Genomic DNA, 21,240 nt, shown 5'->3' on the forward strand with positions numbered 1-21,240 from the left:
GCGTTTTCGTCAGGTTTCCAGGTGGAAACCAGGTGAGCTGAAAGTGCTCTCTTCTTAGGTGTCTGACCCCATGCTACCTATCATATTGATAGCTAGTTTCAATCAGAAACCAATGAGGATAGCATGGCAAAGGTTCTTGTTCTTGGCGCCAGCGGCACAGTGGGACGCCCGCTCGTGAAAGCGTTATTGGCGAAAGGCGAGGCGGTGAAGGCAGCCTCCCGCGGCGGCCATTCCGTGGAAGGCGCGGAAGGCGTCGTCTTCGAATATGGCAGGCCGGAAACTTTCGACGCTGCTTTCGAGGGAGTCGACCGCGCTTTTGTGCTGCTGCCGTCCGGCTATGTGAACGCGACAGAGCTGCTGCTGCCGGTGATCGAAGCAGCTGCGGCCCGCAAGGTGAAAATCGTCTTCCAGAGCGCTTTCGGCGTCGACGCCGACGATTCCATCCCCTACCGCCAGGTCGAAATCGCGCTGGCGGCGTCGGGCGCGCGCTATGTCATCCTGCGCCCCAATTGGTTCGCCGACAACTTCCACACTTTTTGGAAGGCGGGAATCGACCAGGGTCAGATCGCCCTCCCTGCCGGCGACGGCAAATCGAGCTTCATCGACGCCCGGGATATTGCGGCATGCGCCGCCGCCGCGCTGACATCAGGCGATTTCGACGGCAGGGCCTTCAATCTGACGGGCCCGGAAGCGCTTTCTTATGCGCAAGCCGCGGAGATTCTCTCGCAGGTCGTGGGCAAGCCGATCGCTTACCGACCCGTGGACGACGAAGCCTTTGTCGGCATGCTGACCGGCGCGGGCGCGCCGCCCGATTATGCGGCGTTCCTGGCGTCGATTTTCTACCCCGTGCGCGAGGGATGGACCGCTGCCGTCACCGCCGACGTGGAGACGCTGACCGGCGCCCCGCCGCGTTCGCTACGAACCTACGCGCAGGATCATGCGCGCGAGCTGTCCGCGTAGCGATCTTGCAGGATTAACTGGCCGGAGAGGACGATGGGCGGCAACTGGCGGAGACGGTGGGATTCGAACCCACGATAGGGTTTCCCCTATAACGATTTAGCAAACCGTCGCCTTCAGCCTCTCGGCCACGTCTCCGCTCGCGCTGCGTCGCGCGTGAATGGGACATATGCCAAAGCGCCCCGTCTTGGCAAGCAGAGTGGCGGCCCCCGGCGTCCCAATCTGCTCGTTTTTGAGGAAACCGGGGCGGCCTGTGGATTTCTCACGCGCGCCGTGTTGCTGCGCCCCGATTCGTGAGGATCGAGCCGTTGGAGGTCGGCGCCCGCGATTTCCTGCCTCATTGACAGGCGGCATAGTGTCTCCCGTGCAACGGTCCGGGACTAAATGGCGCGCGGGGGCGGTTTGGGGCATGGAGTTCGTTGACAATAAGCATGGGCGCCTGCTGATTAGTGGCGAAGGCTTTGGCGTGGAGGGATTGCTTCCTCCGCCCAGCCTGGCGCTTCCTCGAGGACATGCCTTTGGCGCGTCTCCGACCTTTGTTTTTGAAATATGAGGCTGGAATGAAAAAAGTCGCTCTTTCGGTCGCCGCTCTGGCGCTGACCGCCGGCTCCGCGCTCGCGGCCGACCTTCCGTCGCGCAAGGGCCCGCCGGTCCTCCCCCCGCCGCCCCCGCCGGCTCCGCTGTGGACCGGCTTCTACGTCGGCTTGAACGCTGGCGGAACGTGGTCCAACAGCAACAATATCACTTATTCGTCTTTCCCGGGCGGATGTAATGCCGCGTTCCCTGGCTGCGCCGCTGTTCCGAGCTCCAGCCAGCTTCTGGCCGCGGTTTCGTCCGGCAATATCAGCAATGGAAACCAGGGTGGCTTCATCGGCGGTGGCCAGATTGGCTACAACTGGCAGTTCTACAACCGCTTCGTCGTCGGCGTCGAGGCGGACATTCAGGGTATCGCCTCGTCCCGCAGCAACGCGACCTCCGCGGCCGCGCTCCAGAACCCGCGCTTCACCAATCTGCTCGTTCAGACGACCTCCGTGTCGCGCTCTCTCGATTACATCGGAACGGTGCGCGGTCGTCTTGGCTGGCTGGCCACGCCGACTCTGTTGGTCTATGGCACGGGCGGTCTCGCTTACGGCGGCGTCAGCCTGAACTACGGCTCCGTCGGCACGGAACTCCGGGATGCCGGTCTTCCGAACAGCTATTTCTCCGGTGCGGCGTTCTCGGACACGCGCGTTGGCTGGACGGCTGGCGGCGGCGTCGAATGGATGTTCTGGCCGAACTGGTCCGCCAAGGTCGAGTATCTCTACTATGATCTGGGCAGCGTCACTGTGGCCGCTAGCCCGCTGGTCAATGTCGCCGGCCCGGCGTCGGCCGTTCCCGGCGGCACTTACAGCTCCGCCTTCCCGCAAGTCACGACTCGCTTCAACGGCAACATCGTTCGCGCGGGCCTGAACTATCACTTCAATTGGGGCGCTCCGGCTCCGATCGTCGCGAAATACTGATCTATTCAGTTAGATCGAAACGAGAGGCCCGGCCGAAAGGCCGGGCCTTTCGGCTTTCTGGCGACGTGATGGATTGACGCCCCTCGTGCTTCGAGACGCCCTGCCGCGCAGGCTCCTCAGCATGAGGAGCTTCTGCATCTGGGTCAAACACTTAGGCCTCATCCTGAGGAGCGAGCGACGCTCGCGTCTCGAAGGACGAGGCCGCCTCGGAGGTTTGTCAACAAACTGAGGCCCGGCTGAAAAGCCGGGCCTTTTCGCTTTTGGAGGCTGTGTCTTCAGCGCGCAGCGGCGCGCTTCGTTCCCGCGTTTCCACGACCGGCGCCGCCGGTTTGGATGTCGCGCCAGGTGTCTGACTGCGAGATCATCTGGCGGATGGAGGCGACGTTCTGCGCGGCGTCGATCGGCGAGAGATCGCGGCGCGACAATTCCTCGGCCTCGGAGAATTTCCCCTGCAGCGCCAGCACCAGGGCGAGGTTCTGACGCACCCGCATATCGGCTCCGGGCTGATTCGCGGCGAGGCGCAGCGTCTCTTCGGCGCGCGGCAGGTTTTTCGCCAGCGCATAGGAAAGGCCGAGGTTGGAAAGAACCGTCGGCTCGTTCGGGCGAATCTTCAGCGCCGCTTCGTAATAGCCGCGCGCCGCCTCGTGGTCGCCGAGCTGATCGGCGAGCGAGCCTTGCGTCGAGAGAACGGACCAGTCGGGCCGCTCGGGCGTATGGGCCTTCTGTAGGACTTCCGCCGCCTCTTTGACGTTGCCGGCGTCGGCAAGCGCCTTGCCATAGGCGCCGAGCACCTTCATATCCTCGGGATAGACGATGGCGAGCCCGCGCAGCACGGCGACCGCCTGCGCATTCTGGTCCAGCGCGTGCAAGGCTCTGGCGTAGGTCATGGCCGTCACCTTATCTTTCGGGCTCCGGTCGTAGCGCTGTCCCCATTCCTCGGCGAATCGGCGAAGCTGTCCTTCGTCCGTCGGCAGCGTGGTCGAGGGACGGCCGATGGAGCCGGTGATGTCGCCGAGAGAGGTCTTGTTGCAGCCGGAGAGGCCGATGAGCGCGGCAATGGCGACGGCGCAGAGACGGAGCGGTTTCGCGGTAGGGGAGAGCGCCTTATGCACGGCGAATCTGGTCCGTTGTCTTGTGAGAGAGCTTCAGACGCGAGCAATAAAGCGTTAACCCTAATGGATGCTTAACGGAGGCTATACGCGCCGATGACGATGAAGCTCGAGGATTGGTCGACCGAGGCGATCGCGATCGACTTCGTGGATATGAGCCGGTGGCCGCAGGCGAAGGAGGCCTTGCCCGCGACGGTTGCTGCGCTTGCCGCCGCAAATGCATTCGAGGCGAAGCCGGGAAGCCTGCTGATTGCGCCCGCGCTCGACGGCGCCCCGGCGCGCGTCTTCTTCGGCGTAGAAGCGCCGGACGCCAAAAAGCGCGATCCCTTCCTCGCCGGCAAGCTCGCCGCGTCTCTGCCCGCCGGGCTCTATCGTCTTGGCGAGAGCGTCGCCGACCCGCAGACCGCCGCGCTCGCCTTTCTGCTCGCAAGCTATTCCTTCTCGCGCTATGTCGCGCCGAAAGGCGAAAAGCCGCGCCTCTGTGCGCCGCAGGGCATCGATCGCGCCCGCGTCGAGCGTATTGCGAGCGCAGTCGCGCTCGGCCGCGACCTCGTGAACACGCCGGCAAATGACATGGGGCCGGAGGCTCTGGCCGAATCGGCGCTCGCGCTTGCCGCCAAATTTGGCGCACCGTCGCGCGCCATCGTCGGCGATGCGCTGCTCGTCGAGAATTTTCCGCTGATTCACGCGGTGGGCCGCGCTTCTGCCCAGGCGCCGCGCCTCGTGGAATTCACCCATGGGCCCGAAGACGGGCTGAGGGTGACGCTCGTCGGCAAGGGCGTCTGCTATGACACTGGCGGCCTCGACATCAAACCTTCCTCAGCGATGGCGCTGATGAAAAAGGACATGGGCGGCGCCGCCGTGGCGCTGGCTCTGGCCGCTATGCTGATTGACGCCGGCCTTCCGATTCGACTGCGGGTGCTGCTGCCGATCGTTGAGAACTCGATTTCCGCGAACGCCTTCCGCACGGGCGATATTTATCGCAGCCGCAAGGGGCTCACTGTCGAAGTCGGCAATACGGATGCGGAGGGGCGTCTCATTCTCGCCGACGCGCTGGCTTACGCGAGCGAAGATCAGCCCGATCTCTTGTTCGACTTCGCGACACTGACCGGCGCGGCGCGCGTTGCGCTGGGGCCGGAGTTGCCGCCTTTCTATACGGGAGATGATACGCTGGCGGACGAGATCGCCGCTTGCGGGCGCAGCGCCAATGATCCCGTCTGGCGCTTGCCGCTCTGGGAGAATTACGACGGCGGGCTCGACGGCAAGATTTCCGATCTCGTGAGCGTCACGAGCGGCGGCTTCTCGGGCTCCATCGTCGCGGCGCTGTTCTTGCGGCGCTTCGTCAGCGATCCCACCCGCTGGGCGCATTTCGACGTCTATTGCTGGAATCCCTCAACCAAACCCGGACGCCCCGAGGGGGGCGAGGCGCAGGCCGCGCGTCTGCTGTACGACCTCATCGAGACGCGTGCGAAGAAGAAGGCGACGGCGTGAGCGAGACATTCGATCGGCGGCTCACCCCCGCGCGTCCCGACATTGCCGCGGCGCATCTCAAGGGCCGCGTCACGGCCGAGCGCTTCGTCGAAGGCGCCGTAATGGAAGTGAAAGAGGGCGTTGTCGACCTGCGCCGCGAACCGCGCCCCGATTGCCCGATCGACACGCAGGCGCTCTATGGCGAGCGCGTCACCGTCTATGACGAGGAGGAGGGCTGGGCCTGGGCGCAGCTCGCGCGCGACGGCTATGTCGGCTGGATCGCCGCCAACACGCTGTGGAGCGCCTTGCGCGAGCCCACCCATAGCGTCTGCGTGCCGCGCACCTTCGTCTATCCGGCGGCGAGCATCAAGCAGCCGCCGCTTCTGGCCTTGCCCCTTTCCGCCGAAGTCGAGATCGTCGACGCGCGCGATAATTTTTTCGTCACGCGCGATCTGGGCTTCATCTGGCGCCCGCATCTCGCGCCGCTCGACGCGACCGCGCCAGACTTCGTCGCGGTCGCGGAGACGCTGATCGGCGCGCCCTATCTTTGGGGCGGCAAATCGTCGATTGGCGTCGACTGCTCCGGCCTTGTGCAGATTTCGCTCGCCGCCGCGGGCAAAGCGGCGCCGCGCGACAGCGACATGCAGGAGGCGCAACTTGGCGCGCCCGTGGACATCGGCGCGCCGCTCATGCGCGGCGATCTGATCTTCTGGAAGGGCCATGTCGGGATCATGCGCGACGCGACGACGCTGCTGCACGCCAATGGCGCGCATATGCTTGTTTCCAGCGAGCCACTGGATCTCGTGCGGGCGCGCAATCTCGAGGCGGGGGCCGGCGACATAACCAGCGTGAAGCGTCTGACGAGATAGCGCGACGATGACAAAAGTAGTTTTCTTCGACGATCTTTACGTCGGCCAGCCTTTGCGCTCCGAGGCCGTCGAGGTGACGCAGGAGCAGATCATCCGCTTCGCGCGCGACAATGATCCGCAATATTTCCACGTCGATCCGGAGGCGGCGAAAGAGAGTCTTTTCGGCGGCCTGATCGCCAGCGGCTGGCAGACGGGCGCTTTGACCTTGCGCCTGTTGCTCGACTTCTGCGGACTGGCTTTCGCCGGCGGCGTCATCGGGACGGATACGCGGATTTCGTGGAAGCGGCCGGTGCGGCCCGGCGATCGCTTGCATATCGAGGGCGAGATTACAAAACTGCGGCCGTCCCGCTCGCAAACGGGCAGGGGCTACGTCACTTTCGAGGCCTCGACCTATAATCAGGATGGCGTGGCGGTGCAGACGATCGAGGCGACGATGCTCGCCTTACGCAGGTCTGATGAGAAGTAATACCATTTCCGTTTGAACAGCTTGCATTGGGCTGTGTCATTCCCGGCGGGCTGAAAGCCCGACCGGGAATCCAGAGCAATAGTAGCTAACATTGCCCTGGATTCCCGATCGCTCGCTGCGCAAGCGTCGGGAATGACAATGACCCAATCGAGCAGATTTCGTAGCCCCTCAGCGGATTTTGCAGAAATTGCGCAGCAGTCTTTTGCAGGCGACGACGCCGGCGACCGCGGGGCCGCGCGTGAGGTCGGGCGAGGGGTTGCCGTTGGAGAAGCCCGCCCCGAAATCCGTGACGACCGTGACCCCCGAGAAGAGCATCCCGTAGCGTCGCGCGAGGATAGCTTCGGGAACGATGTTCCACCCGATGAGATCGGCGCCGAGCTGGCGCGCGACTTTTGCTTCGGCCGGCGTCTCGAAGCTCGGGCCGGAGAACCACATCAAAATACCTTCGTGCAGCGAAACGCCCGCGCTCCCCGCAGCGGCCTTCACGCGGCGCAGCAGGCGCTTGTCATAGGCGTCGTTCATATTGATGACGGCCTTGCCGTCGGCCGGCGCGCCGATCAGCGGGTTGAGGCCGGTGAAATTGATATGGTCGGTCACGAGCACGATGCTGCTCGGCACGAGGTCGGCCTGCACCGATTGCACGAGCCCCGTGCAGAGCACGCTGCGCACGCCCAGAAGCGCGAGGGTCTCCATCGGTCCGGCCATGAGGCTCGGATCGCCGGTTTCGTGGAAGGTCGAGGTTCCCTTCAGCAGCACCGCCGGGGCGCCGTCGACCATGGAGACGATCAGCTCGCCGTCCTCGAGGCCAGGAGCGACAGGAAAGCCCGGCAGCTCGGCATAGGCGAAGGTGGCGACGCGCTCGCCAATATCCGCCGAGCTGAAAAACAAACGGCTCAAAATGATCGCGCTGTCGACGGCGCCGATGTCGCAACGCGATCTGATAATTGCCGCAGCTTCTTCAGCAGGGGCGCTCATAGGAACCTCTATTGTCCAAGAATCGCTTCGAACTCTGCCTGGGATTGTCGCAGCGCCCGCGGCGGCGATCAAGCATGGCGACAGCGGAGATCAAGGGAGCTCTCGATCGGAGAGCGCCGGTGTTTCGCGGAAGGCCGCCGCAAAGAGCGCGCGCGTATAGTCGCTTTCCGGCTCAGCGAAGAGCTTCGCGGCCGGGCCGGATTCGACGACCTTCCCGTGCCGCATGACGATCAGCTCGCCGGCGAGCGCCTTCACGACGCGCAGATCGTGGCTGATGAAGAGATAGGCGAGGCCGCGCCGCCTTTGCAGATCGCGCAGCAGGTCGATGATCTGCGCCTGCACGGTCATGTCGAGAGCGGAGGTCGGCTCGTCGAGCACGACGAATTTGGGCTCCAGAACGATGGCGCGGGCGATGGCGATGCGCTGACGCTGGCCGCCAGAGAACTCATGCGGATAACGGTCCATGGTCGCGGGATCGAGGCCGGTTTCCGTCAAGGCGCGCGCGACGATTTCACGGCGTTCGTCGAGCGTCAGCTCCGGCCGCTGCACGGTGAGCCCTTCCGCGACGATATCGGCGACCGACATGCGCGGAGACAGCGAGCCATAGGGGTCCTGGAAGACCACCTGCATGTCGCGTCGCAGCGGGCGCATTTCTGAGACGCTCTTGCCGTCGATGCGCGCGCCGAGAAAAACGATCGGCCCCTCCGAGCGGATGAGGCGGAGCATGGCGAGCGCCAGCGTGGTCTTGCCGGAGCCGGACTCGCCCACGACGCCGACCGTGCCGCCTTCGCGCACCGTGACGCTGACGCCGTCGACGGCCTTTACGTGATCAACGGTGCGACGCATGAAGCCGCGTTTGATCGGGAACCAGACGCGCAGATTATCGGCCGAGACCACGATCGGCGCCTTCTCGTCCTCGACGATGGGATCGCCCTTTGGCTCGGCTGTGAGCAGCGCTTTCGTATAGGGATGGCTCGGCGTCTCGAAGACCTTCGGCACGTCGCCGCTTTCGACGATCCGGCCCTTCTGCATGACGCAGACTGTGTCGGCGAAGCGCCGCACGAGATTGAGGTCGTGCGTGATGAACAGGATCGCCATGCCATAGGTCTGCTGCAGACGTTCGAGCAGCGCGATGATCTGCGCCTGCACGGTGACGTCGAGCGCCGTCGTCGGCTCGTCGGCGATGAGGAGGTCGGGCTTATTGGCGAGCGCCATGGCGATCATGACGCGCTGCCGCTGGCCGCCAGAAAGCTGGTGCGGATAGGCGCCGAGCCGCGCCTCGGGATCGGGGATGCCAACCTCGGTCAGCAGCTCGACGACGCGCTTGCGCAGGGCCTCGCCCCCGCGCATGCCGTGCAGCTCCAGAATTTCGGCGATCTGCTGCTCGATGGTCTGCAGCGGATTGAGCGAGGTCATGGGCTCTTGAAAGACCATGGTGATCCGCGCCCCGCGGACGGCCCGAAGCGCGCCGTCGCTGACTTTCAGCATGTCCTGGCCGCCGAAGAGCGCCTCGCCGGTCGCCATGGCGCCGGGCGGCAGCAGCCGCACGATGGAGAGGGCGCTGATGGATTTGCCCGAGCCCGACTCGCCGACGAGCGCCAGCGTCTTGCCGCGTTCGAGCGAGAAGGAGACGCGGTCCACGGCGATGGTTTCGCGCCCGCCTTGCAGGAAGGCCACCGAGAGGTCGCGGACGTCGAGGAGAGGGGAGTCGGTCATGCGAGGGCGCGTATGTTGTCGACTGTCGAAGAGTCGAGAGGAACAGCGTTGATGCCGAGCGCTGACAAGAGCCGTCTGTCAGCAGTTACAAATCCCGCGCAACCTTGAATTTGCGCGGTCGCGGCATGGATTGCGTCGGGCATTTTGAGAGATTTGACTGTCGCCCTCAGGCGCGCGGCGCGCACCAACACGCGCTGATCGATTGGGTGTGTCTCGATTGTCCGCGATGAGTCGAACAAGCTCACATAAGCCTCGTACATCTCGGCGTCATCGTTCTCCAACGGTTTCGTCAACAGCTCGGCGACGACCAGCTCGCTGATCACTCCGATTGCGCCGCCGTTTCTCACATGATCCAGCACGCGCCGTCCTCTGGTGACTGGGACATCGTCATTTTCAAAAGCGTCTATGAAAACATTAGAGTCGAGATAAATGCGAATGGTCATCGCTCGCGATCATCCCATTCGTCGCGCATGGCGCGCACATGCTCGTTGACCTCTTCGAGTGAGTGAAAAGTGCTGCGACGAAGCCGCTCGTATCGAGAGAACCAATCCTTTTCAGCGGTTTTCTGCGGCCCGAGTTCTTCTTCGATCTCGATCGTAATTGTGACGTGCCTTCCGTCACCGATCTCGTCCCTCAAGTCCTTGGGTAGCCTTTCTGCCGGGAAGTGCCGTCGCACAATCTTGTTCATGGCCTTGGCCTCCTGTGGCATCCTACCACGGATCATTGGAAGTTCTTCCTCGGATCGAAGGCGTCGCGCACGGCCTCGCCGATGAAGACGAGCAGCGACAGCATGAGCGCGATGATGGCGAAGCCGGTAAGGCCCAGCCAGGGCGCCTGGAGGTTGGATTTGCCTTGCAGCAGCAATTCGCCGAGCGAGGGCGAGCCCGGCGGCAGGCCGAAGCCCAAGAAGTCCAGCGCCGTCAGCGTCGTGATCGACGAATTGAGGATGAAGGGCAGGAAGGTCAGCGTCGCCACCGTGGCGTTGGGCAGGAGATGCTTCACGATGATGCGGAAGTTCGACAGCCCCAGCGCCCGAGCGGCGTTCACATATTCGAAGTTTCGCGCGCGCAGGAACTCGGCGCGCACCACGTGAACGAGCGACACCCAGGAAAACAGCAGCAGGATTCCCAGCAGCACGAAAAAGCCCGGCGTCAGGAAGGACGAGATGATGATGAGCAGATAAAGCTGCGGCAGCGACGACCAGACCTCGATGAAGCGCTGGAACACGAGATCCACGCGCCCGCCGAAATAGCCCTGTATCGCCCCCGCCGCGACGCCGACGACGGAGGAGATCGTCGCGAGGATAAGCCCGAACAGCACCGAGATACGGAAGCCGTAAAGGAGCCGCGCCACCACGTCGCGTCCCTGATCGTCCGTGCCGAGCCAGTTATATTCCAGCGCCGCGCAGCCGCGGTTGGCTTCGCCCGGGTGCAGGCCCTTGGCGACGGCGGCTTCGCATTGCTTCTGCGTCAGCATCCAGGTCGGCGGCGACGGCGCCGGCACCGGCAGCTCGAGATTATGCGTGTCGTAGGAGTAGTGGATCGGCGGCCACAGCATCCAGCCATGCGCCTCGATCTCATTGGCGATCACCGGATCGCGATAATCCGTGCGGGCGAGGAAGCCGCCGAACTTCTCCTCCGGATAGGAGACGAATGCGGGAAATAGAAGCTCGCCCTTGTACCAGGCGACGATCGGCCGGTCGTTGGCGAGGATGTTGGAGAGGAGCGACATGACGAAGAGCGTCATGAAGATCCAGAAGGACCAATAGCCCCGTTTATTGGCCCTGAAACTGGCGAGCCGGCGCTGGTCAAGCGGCGAGAGCCGCAGCAGCCCGTTGCGGGCGATGGGCGGGGCAAGCTTGATATCGGAGTCGATCACGCTCATCGGCTCAAACCTCGCGCGTCTCGAAATCGATCCTTGGATCGATCCATGTGTAGGTGAGGTCGGAGATCAGATTCACGACCAGGCCGAGCAAGGCGAAGATATAAAGATTGGCGAAGACCACTGGATAATCGCGGTTCACGATGCTCTCAAAGGAGAGATAGCCGAGCCCGTCGAGCGAAAAGATCGTCTCGATCAGCACGGAGCCGGTCAGAAAGGCGTGCACGAAGGCGCCAGGAAAGCCGGCGATGACGATCAGCATCGCGTTGCGGAAGACATGGCCATAGAGAACGCGGTTCTCGGTCAGGCCCTTCATGCGCGCGGTCTGGACATATTGCTTGCGGATTTCGTCGAGGAAGGAGTTCTTGGTCAGGAAGGTCTGCGTCGCAAAGGCGCCGAGCGTCATGGCGCTCACCGGCAGCACAATATGCCAGAGATAATCCTTCGCCTTATCCAAGAGAGAGAGCTGCCCGAAATCATCGGATGTGAGGCCGCGCAGCGGGAAAATCTGCCAGAAAGAGCCGCCCGCGAAGAGCACGATCAGCAGCATGGCGAAGAGGAAGCTCGGAATGGCGTAGCCGATGATGATGACGTTGGAGGTCCAGGCGTCGAACCTTGTTCCATCGCGCACCGCCTTGGCGATGCCGAGCGGAATGGAGATCGAATAAGAGAGCAGCGTCATCCATAGGCCGAGCGACATGGAGACGGGAAGCTTCTCGCCGATGAGCTTGATGACGCTTTCGTCGCGGAAATAACTACGCCCGAAATCGAACATGGCGTAGTTTTTCACCATCAGCAGGAAGCGTTCCCAGGCCGGCTTGTCGAAGCCGAACTGTTTTTCCAGTTCCGCGATGAATTTCGGATCGAGGCCCTGCGCGCCGCGATATTTGGACGAGGTGTCCGCCGCGCCGCCGGTCGCCTGCGCGCCGCCCGAATGGCCGACGTCGCCGCCGCCTCCCGAGAAACGCGAAGTCGCGCCGACGTCGAATCCCTGCAGCTGCGCAATGATCCGCTCGACCGGCCCGCCCGGCGCGAACTGCACGATGGCGAAGGAAATGAGCATGATTCCGAGAATGGTCGGGATCATCAGCAGCACGCGTCGCGCGATATAGGCGCCCATTTGTCTATATTTCCCGTTCGGATGTCATGCGAGATCCGCTTGATTGGATCAGTGTCATTCCCGACGCTCGCGCAGCGAGCGATCGGGAATCCAGAGCAGAAACAGCGCTTTTGTGGCTCTGGATTCCCGGTCGGGCTTTCAGCCCGCCGGGAATGACAAGCCCCAATGCGAGCTGTTCAAACGAAACCATTCCAGCGGGCCGAAAGCCTGGGGCAATCAGGCGAAGGCTGGGCGTGAGCGTCTCCCTCCCCTTTACGGGGAGGGTGGCGCCGCGAAGCGGCGTCGGGTGGGGTCCGCCCCGGCCCGAGTCTTGGCGGCGAGAACCCCACCCGGCGGCCTTTGGCCGCCGACCTCCCCGTAAAGGGAAGATATTGGGCGGTGGCAAGCTTGGTCGGTCCTGCCTTAGATTCCCGATCGATCGGCGAACCACCATCACCGTCCCGCGAAGTTGATTTTCTTGGCCTTCTCTTCGTCCCACCACCAGGTGGAGGTATAGCCCACCTCATATTTCGGCGGCTGGTCGGGTCTTCCGAAGACGTCCCAATGGGCGATGCGGTCGACCGGCGTATAATAATGGAAGAGCGTATAATGCCCGGCGCGCAGCACGCGGTCGAGCGCGCGGCAGACGGTGACGAGCTCGGCGCGCGTTTCCACCTTGAGCGCCTTGTCGATCAGCGCGTCGATCGCCTTGCTCGAAACGCCGGCAAGATTGCGCGAGCCGTTGAAGGTCGCCGCCTCGGAGCCGAAATAATTGCGCAGCTCCTCGCCCGGCGAGTGGCTCATCAGCATGTTGTCGACCGTGACGTCGAAGTCGAACGTCTCCATCCGTTGCTTATATTGCGCGCTGTCGATCACCCGGAAGGTGGCGGTCACGCCGAGCAGCTTCAGATTTTTGATGAACGGCAGGGTGAGGCGCTCGAAGAGATTATAGCGGTCGAGGAACTGGAACTCGAGCGGATTGCCGTCGGGCAGAAGCAGCCTGTCGCCCTTGCGCACGCAGCCCGCCGCGAGCAGCAGCTCATTGGCCTTGCGCAGGAGGTTGCGGTCCTGGCCGGAGCCGTCCGAAACCGGCGGCAAAGGCGCGGGGCCGAAGACTTGCGGCGAGAGCTCGGCGCGGAACGGCTCCAGCAGAGCGAGCTCTGCGGCGTCGGGTTCGCCGGTCGCCGCCAAGTCCGAGTTCTCGAAATAGGAGGTGACGCGCTTATAGGCGTCATACATCAGATTGTGGCTCGCCCATTGGAAGTCGAAGGCGTAGCCGAGCGCCTCGCGGATGCGGGCGTCCTTGAACATGGGGCGCCGAGTGTTGAAGCACCAGCCCTGGATGCCGGGGATGCGGTTATTCTGGAAGGTCTCCTTGAGGACCCGCTTCTCGCGCACGGCCGGGAAGTCGTAGCCCGTCGCCCAGATGCGCGCCGTGTCTTCCACCCGCAGCGTATAGGTTCCGGCCTTGAAGCCTTCGAAGGCGACATTGCTGTCGCCGAAATATTCGAACTTGATGTGGTCGAAATTGTTCTGACCGACGTTCACGGGCAGGTCCTTGCCCCAATAATCGGCGACGCGGTCGAAGCCGTTGAAGCGGCCCTGTTCGAAAGCGCCGATCTTATAGGCGCCCGAGCCGAGCGGCGGTTCGAGCGTGGTCTCGTCGAAGGCGCGGTTGGCGTAATAGGCCTTCGAGAAGATCGGTTGCCCAGCGATGACGAGCGGCAGATCGCGCGTGCGGCCCGGCGCCAGCTTGACGACGAGAACGTCGTCCGCCTCGGGCTCGGCCGAGACCAGATCGCGCAGCATCTGCGAAATGATCGGATGGCCCTTGCTCTTGAGGATATTGAGCGAGAAGGCGCAGTCCTCGGCCGTGAGCGGCGAGCCGTCGTGGAAGCGCGCCTCCTTGCGCAGCAGGAACCGATAGGTGAGCTTATCCGGCGAGATGCGCACGGCGCGCGCGACAAGGCCGTAATAGGCGTCGCGCTCATCGAGGCTCGACGTCAGCAGGCTGTCGAAAATGAGCGAGACGCCCTGCGCCGGCGTGCCGCGCAGAATAAAGCCGTTGAGCGAGTCATAGGTCGACGCCTGGGTGGTGAGCGTGAGCTGCCCGCCTTTTGGCGCATCCGCCTTCACATAGCCGAATTGCTTGAAGTCGGTGGGCAAGGCGAGATCGCCGAAGGTCGAGAGCCCGTGGCTCTCGGTCTCGCCCGGCGCCAGCGCCGGCGCGGCAGAAGCCTGGTTCGCGCCTTTGGCGAAGCCCGCAGGGGCGAAGAGGGCGGCGGCGCCGAGCGCGCCGGATCGGATCAGACCGCGGCGGGAGAGCGGATAGGCGAAGGGACGATCAGCCAAATTGACCTCGGGCAGGGGGACGGGCGCCGCTGGCGCGCGCTTCATGATTCTCCCTGAATTATGTCGGTTTTTGGCGGGGCCGCCAGACTTTATGCCATTCGACCGATAGAGAGGGGAGGGGGCTTTGGACCGCGAGCCTTCAGGCTCGCCGTGGAATGCGAGCCTGAAGGCTCGCGGTCCGCTCTGACCCTTCGGCGCTATGCCGCGGCGGCGAGATCGGTCATCTGCTGCGACTGTTCGGGGTCGTATAGGCGCAGCCGTTTCGCGTCGACCTTGTTATAGACGACGGCGACCTCGTTCAGATCCAGCCGCTCCAGCGCGGCGTCGACCTCCGCGGCGCTCGTTTTGTCCCATTCGACGAGGAACACGGTTTGATCCGCCTGCGCCGCCAGAAAGCGCGCATGCGGCCCCTCCAGCGCCGGCGGGCCGTCGATCACGATGACGTCGAACCAGAGACGGGCGAGATTGAGGGTCGCGCGCAGCGTCAAGCCGCTCATGAGCCCCCCGATCGAGCTTTCGCGCGCCACCGTGCGGCCGCCATAGGGAAGAAAAGTATATCCGGCGGACGCCTGATCGACGAGCGCGCTTCTCAAGTTTTCGCCGGAATCCAGAATGTCCAGAAGGCCGAAGCCCGGCTTGCGCACATGGTCGGATTTGTCCGCCTCGATGAGCAGAACGCGGTCGCCGCCCTGCGCGAGATAGACCGCGATATTCGCGGCGACGGTGGAGCGCCCTTCGCCCCGCCGCGTCGACGAAATCAGCAGGGTGACGCTCTCGCCGCCAGCGTCGGGCGCTAAGTCCGCGCAGATTTCGGCGAGCCAGGGGGTGAGATTTGGAAGAGTGTCGTCGCTTGGCTCCTTGGCCTGCGCCGCGCCCATGAGCGGCAGGAAGCCGAGAACGCCCGCGCCACCGAGCCGTTCGGCTTGCGAGGCGGTGCGCAGCGTCGTCTGTCGCCATTCGCGTGCGATCGCATACGCGAGCCCCGCAATCAGGCCGAGGACGGTGCTGCCGATGGCGAGCAAGATGCGGCTCGGCGACGTCTTCGTCGGCGGCGTCGCGGGCGACACGATGCGGATGTCGCTGGGCTCCAGCCCCTTGACCTGAGCAAGCTCGCGCTGGCGGTTTAGAAGCTCTTCATAGACATCGCGTTCGGCCTTGGCTTCGCGCTCCAATTCACCGAGCTTGACCATTTGCGGACCAAGCTCGCCGCTTTCCGTCTGCGCGGCCTTCAACTGGCGCGAAAGGTCGGCCTCGCGCTCCTGGGCTTCGAGGAAAGCCGTTTTCGCGGAGGCGATCATCCGGGTGAATTCGGCGCTGATCTGCCGCCGCAGATCGGCCATCTGCGCGTTCAGTCTCAGGACTTCCGGGTGGCGCGGTCCGAGCACGGTCGCTTGATCCGCCGATTGGCTGGAGAGCCGGGCGTAATCGCCGCGCAGCGTGGCGAGCACGGGGGATTGGAGGGATTGCGGCAGGCTTTCGCCGGCGTTCGGCCCCAGTTTTTTCAGCGTTTCGAACCGCGCCCGCGCTTCGGCCGCGCCGGCGCCGGCGAGGACGAGCTGCTGGTTCAGTTCGGCGATGCGGCGTTCGAGAAGCGTATATCCTTGGCCCGCATCGGTGACTTTCAGACGCGCCTTCAGCTCCGCCGCGGCTTCTTCGGCGCGGTTGACGCGACCGCGAAGCTCGGTCAGCCGCGCTTCGATTTCCTGCGCGGTCTTGGAGCTTGCGCCGGTGCGTAATTCGTTCTGATCGACGACGAGCTGCTTTGCGGCGGCGTTGGCGAGCCGGGCGCTCGCCTCGGCCGAATTCGTCACGGCGGTGACGTCGATCACATAGGTCGTGCCACGGCGCGCGATGGCGAGTTTCGAGGCCAGTTTCTCGACCGTCGAAAGACGCTTCGCCTCGGGTTCGTCGCCTCTTCCGCCGAAATAAGGGTCCTTGGTCAAGTCCAGCGCATCGACCAGCTCGGCGAGAAAACCTTCGCCCTTGGCGACCTGCACGAGGCTTTCGATCGCGATGGCGTCGCCGCCGATGTTGGAAATGACGCCGCCCGATTTCGTGACGCGCGCGCTGCGCGGGTCGACCATGACAATTGCGGTCGCCGTATATTTTTTGAAGATAAAAATAGACGCGCCGAACAGCGCCGCGGAGGCGATTGCCGACGTCGTCAGGATGCGAAGCGCATTGCGACGCAGGAAGAGCCAGACGGCGCCGGGGTCGATGATCGCATAGGCGCGCCGCGAGGGTTCGCGCCAAAGATCCAAAACGCCGTCGGCGGCGGCGCCCGCGCGACCCGTAGATTGGCTGTTTTTTGTCGCGCGCGAATTCGTCATCTAAACCAGTTCACCCAGAGACGCGGGGCCAATAGAATATGCAACTCATTAACCATGAGTTACGGAAGCGATTGTGAAGACGCGATTGTCGAGGCGCGGGGCCCTGCTTCTCCCGCTGGCGGCGGGCCTTTCCACGGCGGTAAGCGCCGAGACCGGCAAGCGCGCCGGCGCGCTTCCGCCCAATCTGGCCAAAGGCTTCAATCTGCCCGATCAGGCGCCCGCGCGCGCTGGCCGATCGCCCAACGAAGCGACTCTGCGGCGATTGCGCGCGCTCGGCATGAGCCATGTCAGGCTCCCCATCGTCGCAGAATACGCGCTGGCGCGCTTCTCGGGGCCCGCCACGATCGCGAGCGCTCTCGACGATCTCGATCGGTCGATCGAGCGTCTATTCGGGATCGGCTATTCGGTGAGCGTCGATCTGCATCCGGGATCGGATTTCAACGCCTTGCATCGGCGCGATCCGCAGAGCGCCCATCAGGCGTTGCTGGAAGGCTGGCCGATGCTGGCGAAGCGTATCGCAAGATGGCCGCAGGAAAGAATTTTCGCCGAGCTGCTGAACGAGCCCGCGACAACGGACGACATTTGGCGGCCGTTCGTCGAGCAGCTCGCGAAGGCGGTGCGGGCCATCCTGCCGAAAACATATATTCTCGCCGGCCCCGCGCCTTTTCACCGGATCGAAGCGCTCGCGGGCTGGCGCCCATTCGCCGACGACCGGATCGTATATGTCTGTCATTTCTACGATCCGATGATGTTCACGCACCAAGGCGCGACTTGGGAGCAAGACGCGCCATGGGGGCGCGGAGGGGGCGTTCCCTTTCCCAGCGCCGCGGGCGATCCGACGCTATTGGCCCTCGCGCGCGCGGCGGAGAAAAAGGGTGACGCCGGCCTCGCCAATGAGCTGCGCAACATGGCCGCGCAAGCGTGGAACGCTAACGCTATCTCGACGCAATTCGCCGCGCTCGGGCGCTGGAGCGCGCAGCATTCGGCGCCGGTGATCGTCAATGAATTCGGCGTTCTGAAAGACAAGGCGAAACGCGCCGACCGCTTGGCTTGGCTCGCGGCGACGCGGGCCGCCGTCGAGGCCCAGGGCTTCGGCTGGGCGCATTGGGACTATGACACGTCCTTCGGCCTGCTCGACGACTCGGGCGAGATCGATCAGGGCGTCATCCTTGCGCTGCTCGGCGACAAAGCGCGATCCGCGGCGCCGAGCGTCAGCGCGACGAGCCCCATGATGACGGGCAGCGACAACGGGACGAAATAGGCCTCTTCCTGATAGAGGCCGTTGACCAGGCAGATCAGTAGTCCGCCCGCCGCGAAAGCCAGCGCAGGCGCGCGCGCGACAAGAAAGAGCCGCCAGCTACAGCGGGCGATCCAAAGATAAAAGCCAATCACGAAGACGATGCAAACGCCCATCTGAAACAGCAGCACGCCGAAAGCGCTTTCGACCGCGACTTCCGACGCGCCCGCGCTTTGGAAGGCGCTCCAATCGAGCTTGGAAAAATCCTCGATCGACAGATTGCCGCCCTCGCCAAGGGTGTGGCCGATCGGCAGCTTGAGGAAGCCGTTGAGCCCGCCCAGCAAGCCGATGACGTGGTAATCGCCGCTCCCATAGCCGGTGATGAAGACGAGGATCGCGTAAACGGCGAGCGCCGCTCCCAATGCGAGGATCGGCGCGTTGGAGCGCGCGCGCTTGGCGGCGGCGACAAAGCCGATGCATCCGACCGCAAGAATGAGCGGTCCTTTGGCGCTTGTCGCGAGCAGCAGCGGCATGGCGAGCGCGGCCGAGAGCGGAAAGCCATTCACGGCGAGGAAGGCGATGAGGATCGAGAGAAGATAGGCAAGGCTGATCGTGTTGAAGTTCGGCCCGTTCAATCGCTGCACCTGAATGCCGAGATCGGCGGTCAGCGACGTGTTGAAAAGATTTGTGCGGCCATAGTCGAGCGGGCTCGTGATGACCATGCCCTGTTGGGCCGCGGTTCTGATCTCATCGACATTGAGCATGCGCTTCTCGGTGAAGAGATCGAGATAGTGAAACCCGTTGGTCAATGTGAGCCACGCGTCATTTGCGAGCAGCTCGACATAGCAGCAGGCCATGATTAGCCACAGCAGCACGAACAATGTCTGCGGCAGGGGAATGCGGTGCCGGACGCCGACGATCAGGAAGCTCTGGAAGATGAAGAGCGGCAGGCTGATGTTACGCAGATAAATGACGGCGCTGCGCGGGTTGATCGCCAGGCCGAGAATGAAATAGACGCCGACGATCGCAAGAACGCCGGCCGACGCCAGGATCATGCGCGTCACAAAGGGCGAGAACGCGCCAGCCTCGCGCAGATAGCCATAGGCGACCACCGCATAGCAGACGATCGTCGTGACGAAGTTATAGCTTTTCAGAAGCTCGATGTCGGAAAAGCTCGAATAGTTCACCGAAGCCAGAGAAATGAAGACGTTTTGAAAAATATTCGCGACCAGGACGATGATCGGCACGTCCTGCTCGAAGACCCGCGCAGCGAGGATCGAAGCCACGATACAGAAAACAAGCGCGACGGGTTGCGAGGCGATGTGGAGCGCAATCGGCGCGCCCGTCAGCAGGAAGGCGATCGCAAAACCGCGAAGCACATCCTCCCAGGGAGCCCGCGCGGCGACTGGGCGGCCGGCGCGCAGCGGATTGTGGCGGCGTTTAGCGGAGACAGTCATCGCGGGGCTGGACGCGCGCATCGAACATCCCCCGATCCAGGCCGGCCATCTTTTCCCAGCGTCGACTAATATCGCGTAAACGGCCTCTGGCGCTACAGTCGTTTGAAAATGCAAACGGTCTGTTCACGGGTATAGCTTACCCGTCACTCGGGCGCTCGCCTGAAACGCCTGGGCGGAGGCTTTGAAACGGACGCGCCGCTTACTGGACCTATCGCCCTCGAGGTGCGTCGTTGATGGCTCTTTCTCTCCGGTCTCTGGCGGCGCGGTTTCTGGCGCGCAAGACCGCCGTGTCGGCCGTCGCCGCCATGGCGATCAAAGCTTCTGGCGCGCTGCTGACGGTGGCGGTCTTCACCATGGCCGCCAGGGGCATGACGTCGGACGACTTCGGCCGCCTCGCCATCTGGTTCAACGCCCTGAGCTTCCTCGCCGTCGCCGCCTGCTTCGGGCAGGATACGCTGATCGCCCGGTCCTTCGGCGAATATGCCGGCAAGGGCGATTATGCGCAGGCCTGGAGCGCCTATCGCTACGGCTGGTTCATGATCGTCGCTTCGGCGCTCGTGTTTGCTTGCGGCATGCTGGTTCTGGCCCCCTTCTTCTTTCCCAGCCTTGCGCGAACGGCGCTGCTCGCGGGCGCGTTTTTCCTCGTCGCCCAGACGCTGCTTCATTATTCCTCTCACTCCACGCGCGTGATCGTGAACTTCGTCGTGTCCGAAGTGACGCGGGAACTCGTCTGGCGCGTCGTGCTCCTCATCGTCGTCATCTGGTCGGTGCTGCATCAGGGGCTCACCCCGGCGGAATTCTTCACCGCGGCGGGGATTGGGCAGATTTTGTCTTTCGCGGCGGCGCTGCGCTACGTGCGCGCCGCCTATAAAGCGCATCCCGTTGAGCGCACGAACCAGGCCGATCGGCGCCAGTGGCTGCCGCGCGGCCTTGCGATGTGGCAATCGGCGGTGGTCGAGGCGGGCAGCGCCAATTTCGACGTTATGATCATCGGCTATCTCGCCTCGCCCGAGGCGGCGGGCGATTATTTCGTCGCCGCGCGCATCGCCAATGTGTTCATCATGGTGCTGACGGGCTTGAACACCTATTCGATGTCGCAAAGCGCCAGCCTGCACTTCTCCGGACAGACGCAGAAGCTGCAGGACATTCTGCGCTCGCTCGTGCTGGTTTCAACGGCGATGCTCGCGCCGCTGCTGCTGCTGATCTACGTCTTCGGGCACGAGATCCTCATGATCTTCGGCGAGCGTTTTTCGGCCGTTTATCCGACGCTGGTCGTGTTATCGACCGCTTGCTTCGTCATGTCGTCGAGCGGATCGGCGTCGGTGATCCTGCTGACCACTGGGCATGAAAAGATTTATTCGCGCATCATCACCGCTGCGACGCTGTTGCGATTCACACTGACGGCGATGCTGTCGTTTCTCTTTGGAAGCCTCGGCGCCGCATGGGCCTTCGCGCTCGTCAATGCGCCATTGTTCATGGCGCTGTCCATCATCTGCAAGCGCGCGGTCGGCGCCGACACCAGCGTGATGAGCGTCTTCCCCTATCTGCGGGCGCGCATCGCGCGCGGCGCCTATTCGGCGTAATGCGGGTTCCGCTTGATTGGTTTGGTGTCGTTCCCGACGCTCGCGCCGCGAGCGATCGAGAATAGAGAGCCATAGGAGCGCTGCGCTCAGACCCCGTCATTGCGAGCGAAGCGAAGCAATCCAGGGCAGCGATGCGGCGCTGGATTGCTTCGTCGCTTTGCTCCTCGCAATGACGGCGGTAATTCCGATCGCTCGTTTTGCGAGCATCGGGATCAACACCAAACCAATCAAGCGGAGCTC

The 21,240-nt window shown here is 63.6% G+C and carries 17 protein-coding genes and 1 tRNA gene; 7 read left to right on the plus strand and 11 right to left on the minus strand.

Features of this window, described 5'->3' with window-relative positions:
- The first annotated feature begins 123 nt into the window (after positions 1 to 123).
- Positions 124 to 960, plus strand: a complete 837-nt coding sequence (locus tag QNA11_RS03635) for an SDR family oxidoreductase (RefSeq protein ID WP_283481994.1) — start codon at positions 124 to 126, stop codon at positions 958 to 960.
- Between the two features lie 45 nt (positions 961 to 1,005).
- On the opposite strand, the gene QNA11_RS03640 is transcribed toward QNA11_RS03635, so the two are convergent.
- A tRNA-Ser gene (locus QNA11_RS03640) sits at positions 1,006 to 1,095 on the minus strand.
- A gap of 422 nt (positions 1,096 to 1,517) precedes the next feature.
- Here QNA11_RS03640 and QNA11_RS03645 point away from each other — a divergent pair.
- A complete protein-coding gene (locus QNA11_RS03645; protein WP_202071962.1) occupies positions 1,518 to 2,456 on the plus strand; it encodes an outer membrane protein in 939 nt (312 codons plus the stop codon).
- 275 nt (positions 2,457 to 2,731) lie between these two features.
- Here QNA11_RS03645 and QNA11_RS03650 read toward each other — a convergent pair whose 3' ends face one another.
- A complete protein-coding gene (locus tag QNA11_RS03650; RefSeq protein WP_283481995.1) occupies positions 2,732 to 3,568 on the minus strand; it encodes a tetratricopeptide repeat protein in 837 nt (278 codons plus the stop codon).
- Between the two features lie 99 nt (positions 3,569 to 3,667).
- On the opposite strand from QNA11_RS03650, the gene QNA11_RS03655 reads away from it, so the two are divergent.
- Genes QNA11_RS03655 through QNA11_RS03665 form a run of 3 tightly spaced genes read left to right on the plus strand, consistent with a single transcriptional unit; the run spans position 3,668 to position 6,370 of the window.
- Entirely contained in the window at positions 3,668 to 5,056 is a 1,389-nt protein-coding gene (locus QNA11_RS03655; RefSeq protein WP_283484155.1) for a leucyl aminopeptidase family protein, read from the plus strand.
- The gene (locus QNA11_RS03660; RefSeq protein WP_283481996.1) at positions 5,053 to 5,904 is read left to right on the plus strand and encodes a C40 family peptidase; all 852 of its coding nucleotides are present in this window, start codon (positions 5,053 to 5,055) and stop codon (positions 5,902 to 5,904) included. Before QNA11_RS03655 ends, QNA11_RS03660 begins: the two co-directional genes overlap by 4 nt.
- A 7-nt stretch (positions 5,905 to 5,911) precedes the next feature.
- Entirely contained in the window at positions 5,912 to 6,370 is a 459-nt protein-coding gene (locus QNA11_RS03665) for a MaoC family dehydratase (RefSeq protein WP_283481997.1), read from the plus strand.
- Positions 6,371 to 6,538: 168 nt separating this feature from the next.
- Here the strand turns inward: QNA11_RS03665 and QNA11_RS03670 are convergent, their stop codons facing one another.
- The 8 genes from QNA11_RS03670 to QNA11_RS03705 all read right to left on the minus strand — a co-directional run bounded on the left by QNA11_RS03670 (position 6,539) and on the right by QNA11_RS03705 (position 16,723).
- Positions 6,539 to 7,345, minus strand: coding sequence for a phosphorylase family protein (locus QNA11_RS03670; protein ID WP_202071959.1), 807 nt, complete (start codon positions 7,343 to 7,345; stop codon positions 6,539 to 6,541).
- Between the two features lie 90 nt (positions 7,346 to 7,435).
- Positions 7,436 to 9,061, minus strand: coding sequence for an ABC transporter ATP-binding protein (locus QNA11_RS03675; RefSeq protein WP_283481998.1), 1,626 nt, complete (start codon positions 9,059 to 9,061; stop codon positions 7,436 to 7,438).
- Positions 9,058 to 9,504 (minus strand): type II toxin-antitoxin system VapC family toxin, encoded by a 447-nt coding sequence (locus tag QNA11_RS03680; protein WP_283481999.1) that lies wholly within the window; start codon positions 9,502 to 9,504, stop codon positions 9,058 to 9,060. The genes QNA11_RS03675 and QNA11_RS03680 overlap by 4 nt, the downstream gene beginning before the upstream one ends.
- Positions 9,501 to 9,749, minus strand: coding sequence for a hypothetical protein (locus QNA11_RS03685; RefSeq protein ID WP_283482000.1), 249 nt, complete (start codon positions 9,747 to 9,749; stop codon positions 9,501 to 9,503). Before QNA11_RS03685 ends, QNA11_RS03680 begins: the two co-directional genes overlap by 4 nt.
- A gap of 32 nt (positions 9,750 to 9,781) precedes the next feature.
- Positions 9,782 to 10,945 (minus strand): ABC transporter permease, encoded by a 1,164-nt coding sequence (locus QNA11_RS03690; protein WP_283482001.1) that lies wholly within the window; start codon positions 10,943 to 10,945, stop codon positions 9,782 to 9,784.
- A gap of 4 nt (positions 10,946 to 10,949) precedes the next feature.
- On the minus strand, positions 10,950 to 12,062 hold the full coding sequence (locus QNA11_RS03695) for a microcin C ABC transporter permease YejB (RefSeq protein ID WP_283482002.1): 1,113 nt from the start codon (positions 12,060 to 12,062) through the stop codon (positions 10,950 to 10,952).
- 432 nt (positions 12,063 to 12,494) lie between these two features.
- A complete protein-coding gene (locus tag QNA11_RS03700) occupies positions 12,495 to 14,438 on the minus strand; it encodes an extracellular solute-binding protein (protein WP_283482003.1) in 1,944 nt (647 codons plus the stop codon).
- Between the two features lie 152 nt (positions 14,439 to 14,590).
- A complete protein-coding gene (locus QNA11_RS03705) occupies positions 14,591 to 16,723 on the minus strand; it encodes a GumC family protein (protein ID WP_283482004.1) in 2,133 nt (710 codons plus the stop codon).
- A 73-nt stretch (positions 16,724 to 16,796) separates the two neighbouring features.
- Here QNA11_RS03705 and QNA11_RS03710 point away from each other — a divergent pair, with 73 nt between their 5' ends.
- Entirely contained in the window at positions 16,797 to 17,984 is a 1,188-nt protein-coding gene (locus QNA11_RS03710) for a glycoside hydrolase family 5 protein (protein WP_283482005.1), read from the plus strand.
- Here the strand turns inward: QNA11_RS03710 and QNA11_RS03715 are convergent.
- On the minus strand, positions 17,879 to 19,438 hold the full coding sequence (locus tag QNA11_RS03715) for a hypothetical protein (protein ID WP_283482006.1): 1,560 nt from the start codon (positions 19,436 to 19,438) through the stop codon (positions 17,879 to 17,881). The two genes, QNA11_RS03710 and QNA11_RS03715, sit on opposite strands and share 106 nt — an antisense overlap.
- Before the next feature lie 212 nt (positions 19,439 to 19,650).
- On the opposite strand from QNA11_RS03715, the gene QNA11_RS03720 reads away from it, so the two are divergent.
- Positions 19,651 to 21,000 carry a lipopolysaccharide biosynthesis protein gene (locus tag QNA11_RS03720; protein ID WP_283482007.1) on the plus strand — a complete coding sequence of 450 codons (1,350 nt, stop codon included), beginning with the start codon at positions 19,651 to 19,653 and terminating at the stop codon, positions 20,998 to 21,000.
- The last annotated feature ends 240 nt before the right edge of the window (positions 21,001 to 21,240 follow it).

The organism is Methylocystis sp. JR02 (assembly GCF_030063565.1).
GTDB classification, from domain to species: Bacteria; Pseudomonadota; Alphaproteobacteria; order Rhizobiales; family Beijerinckiaceae; genus Methylocystis; species Methylocystis iwaonis.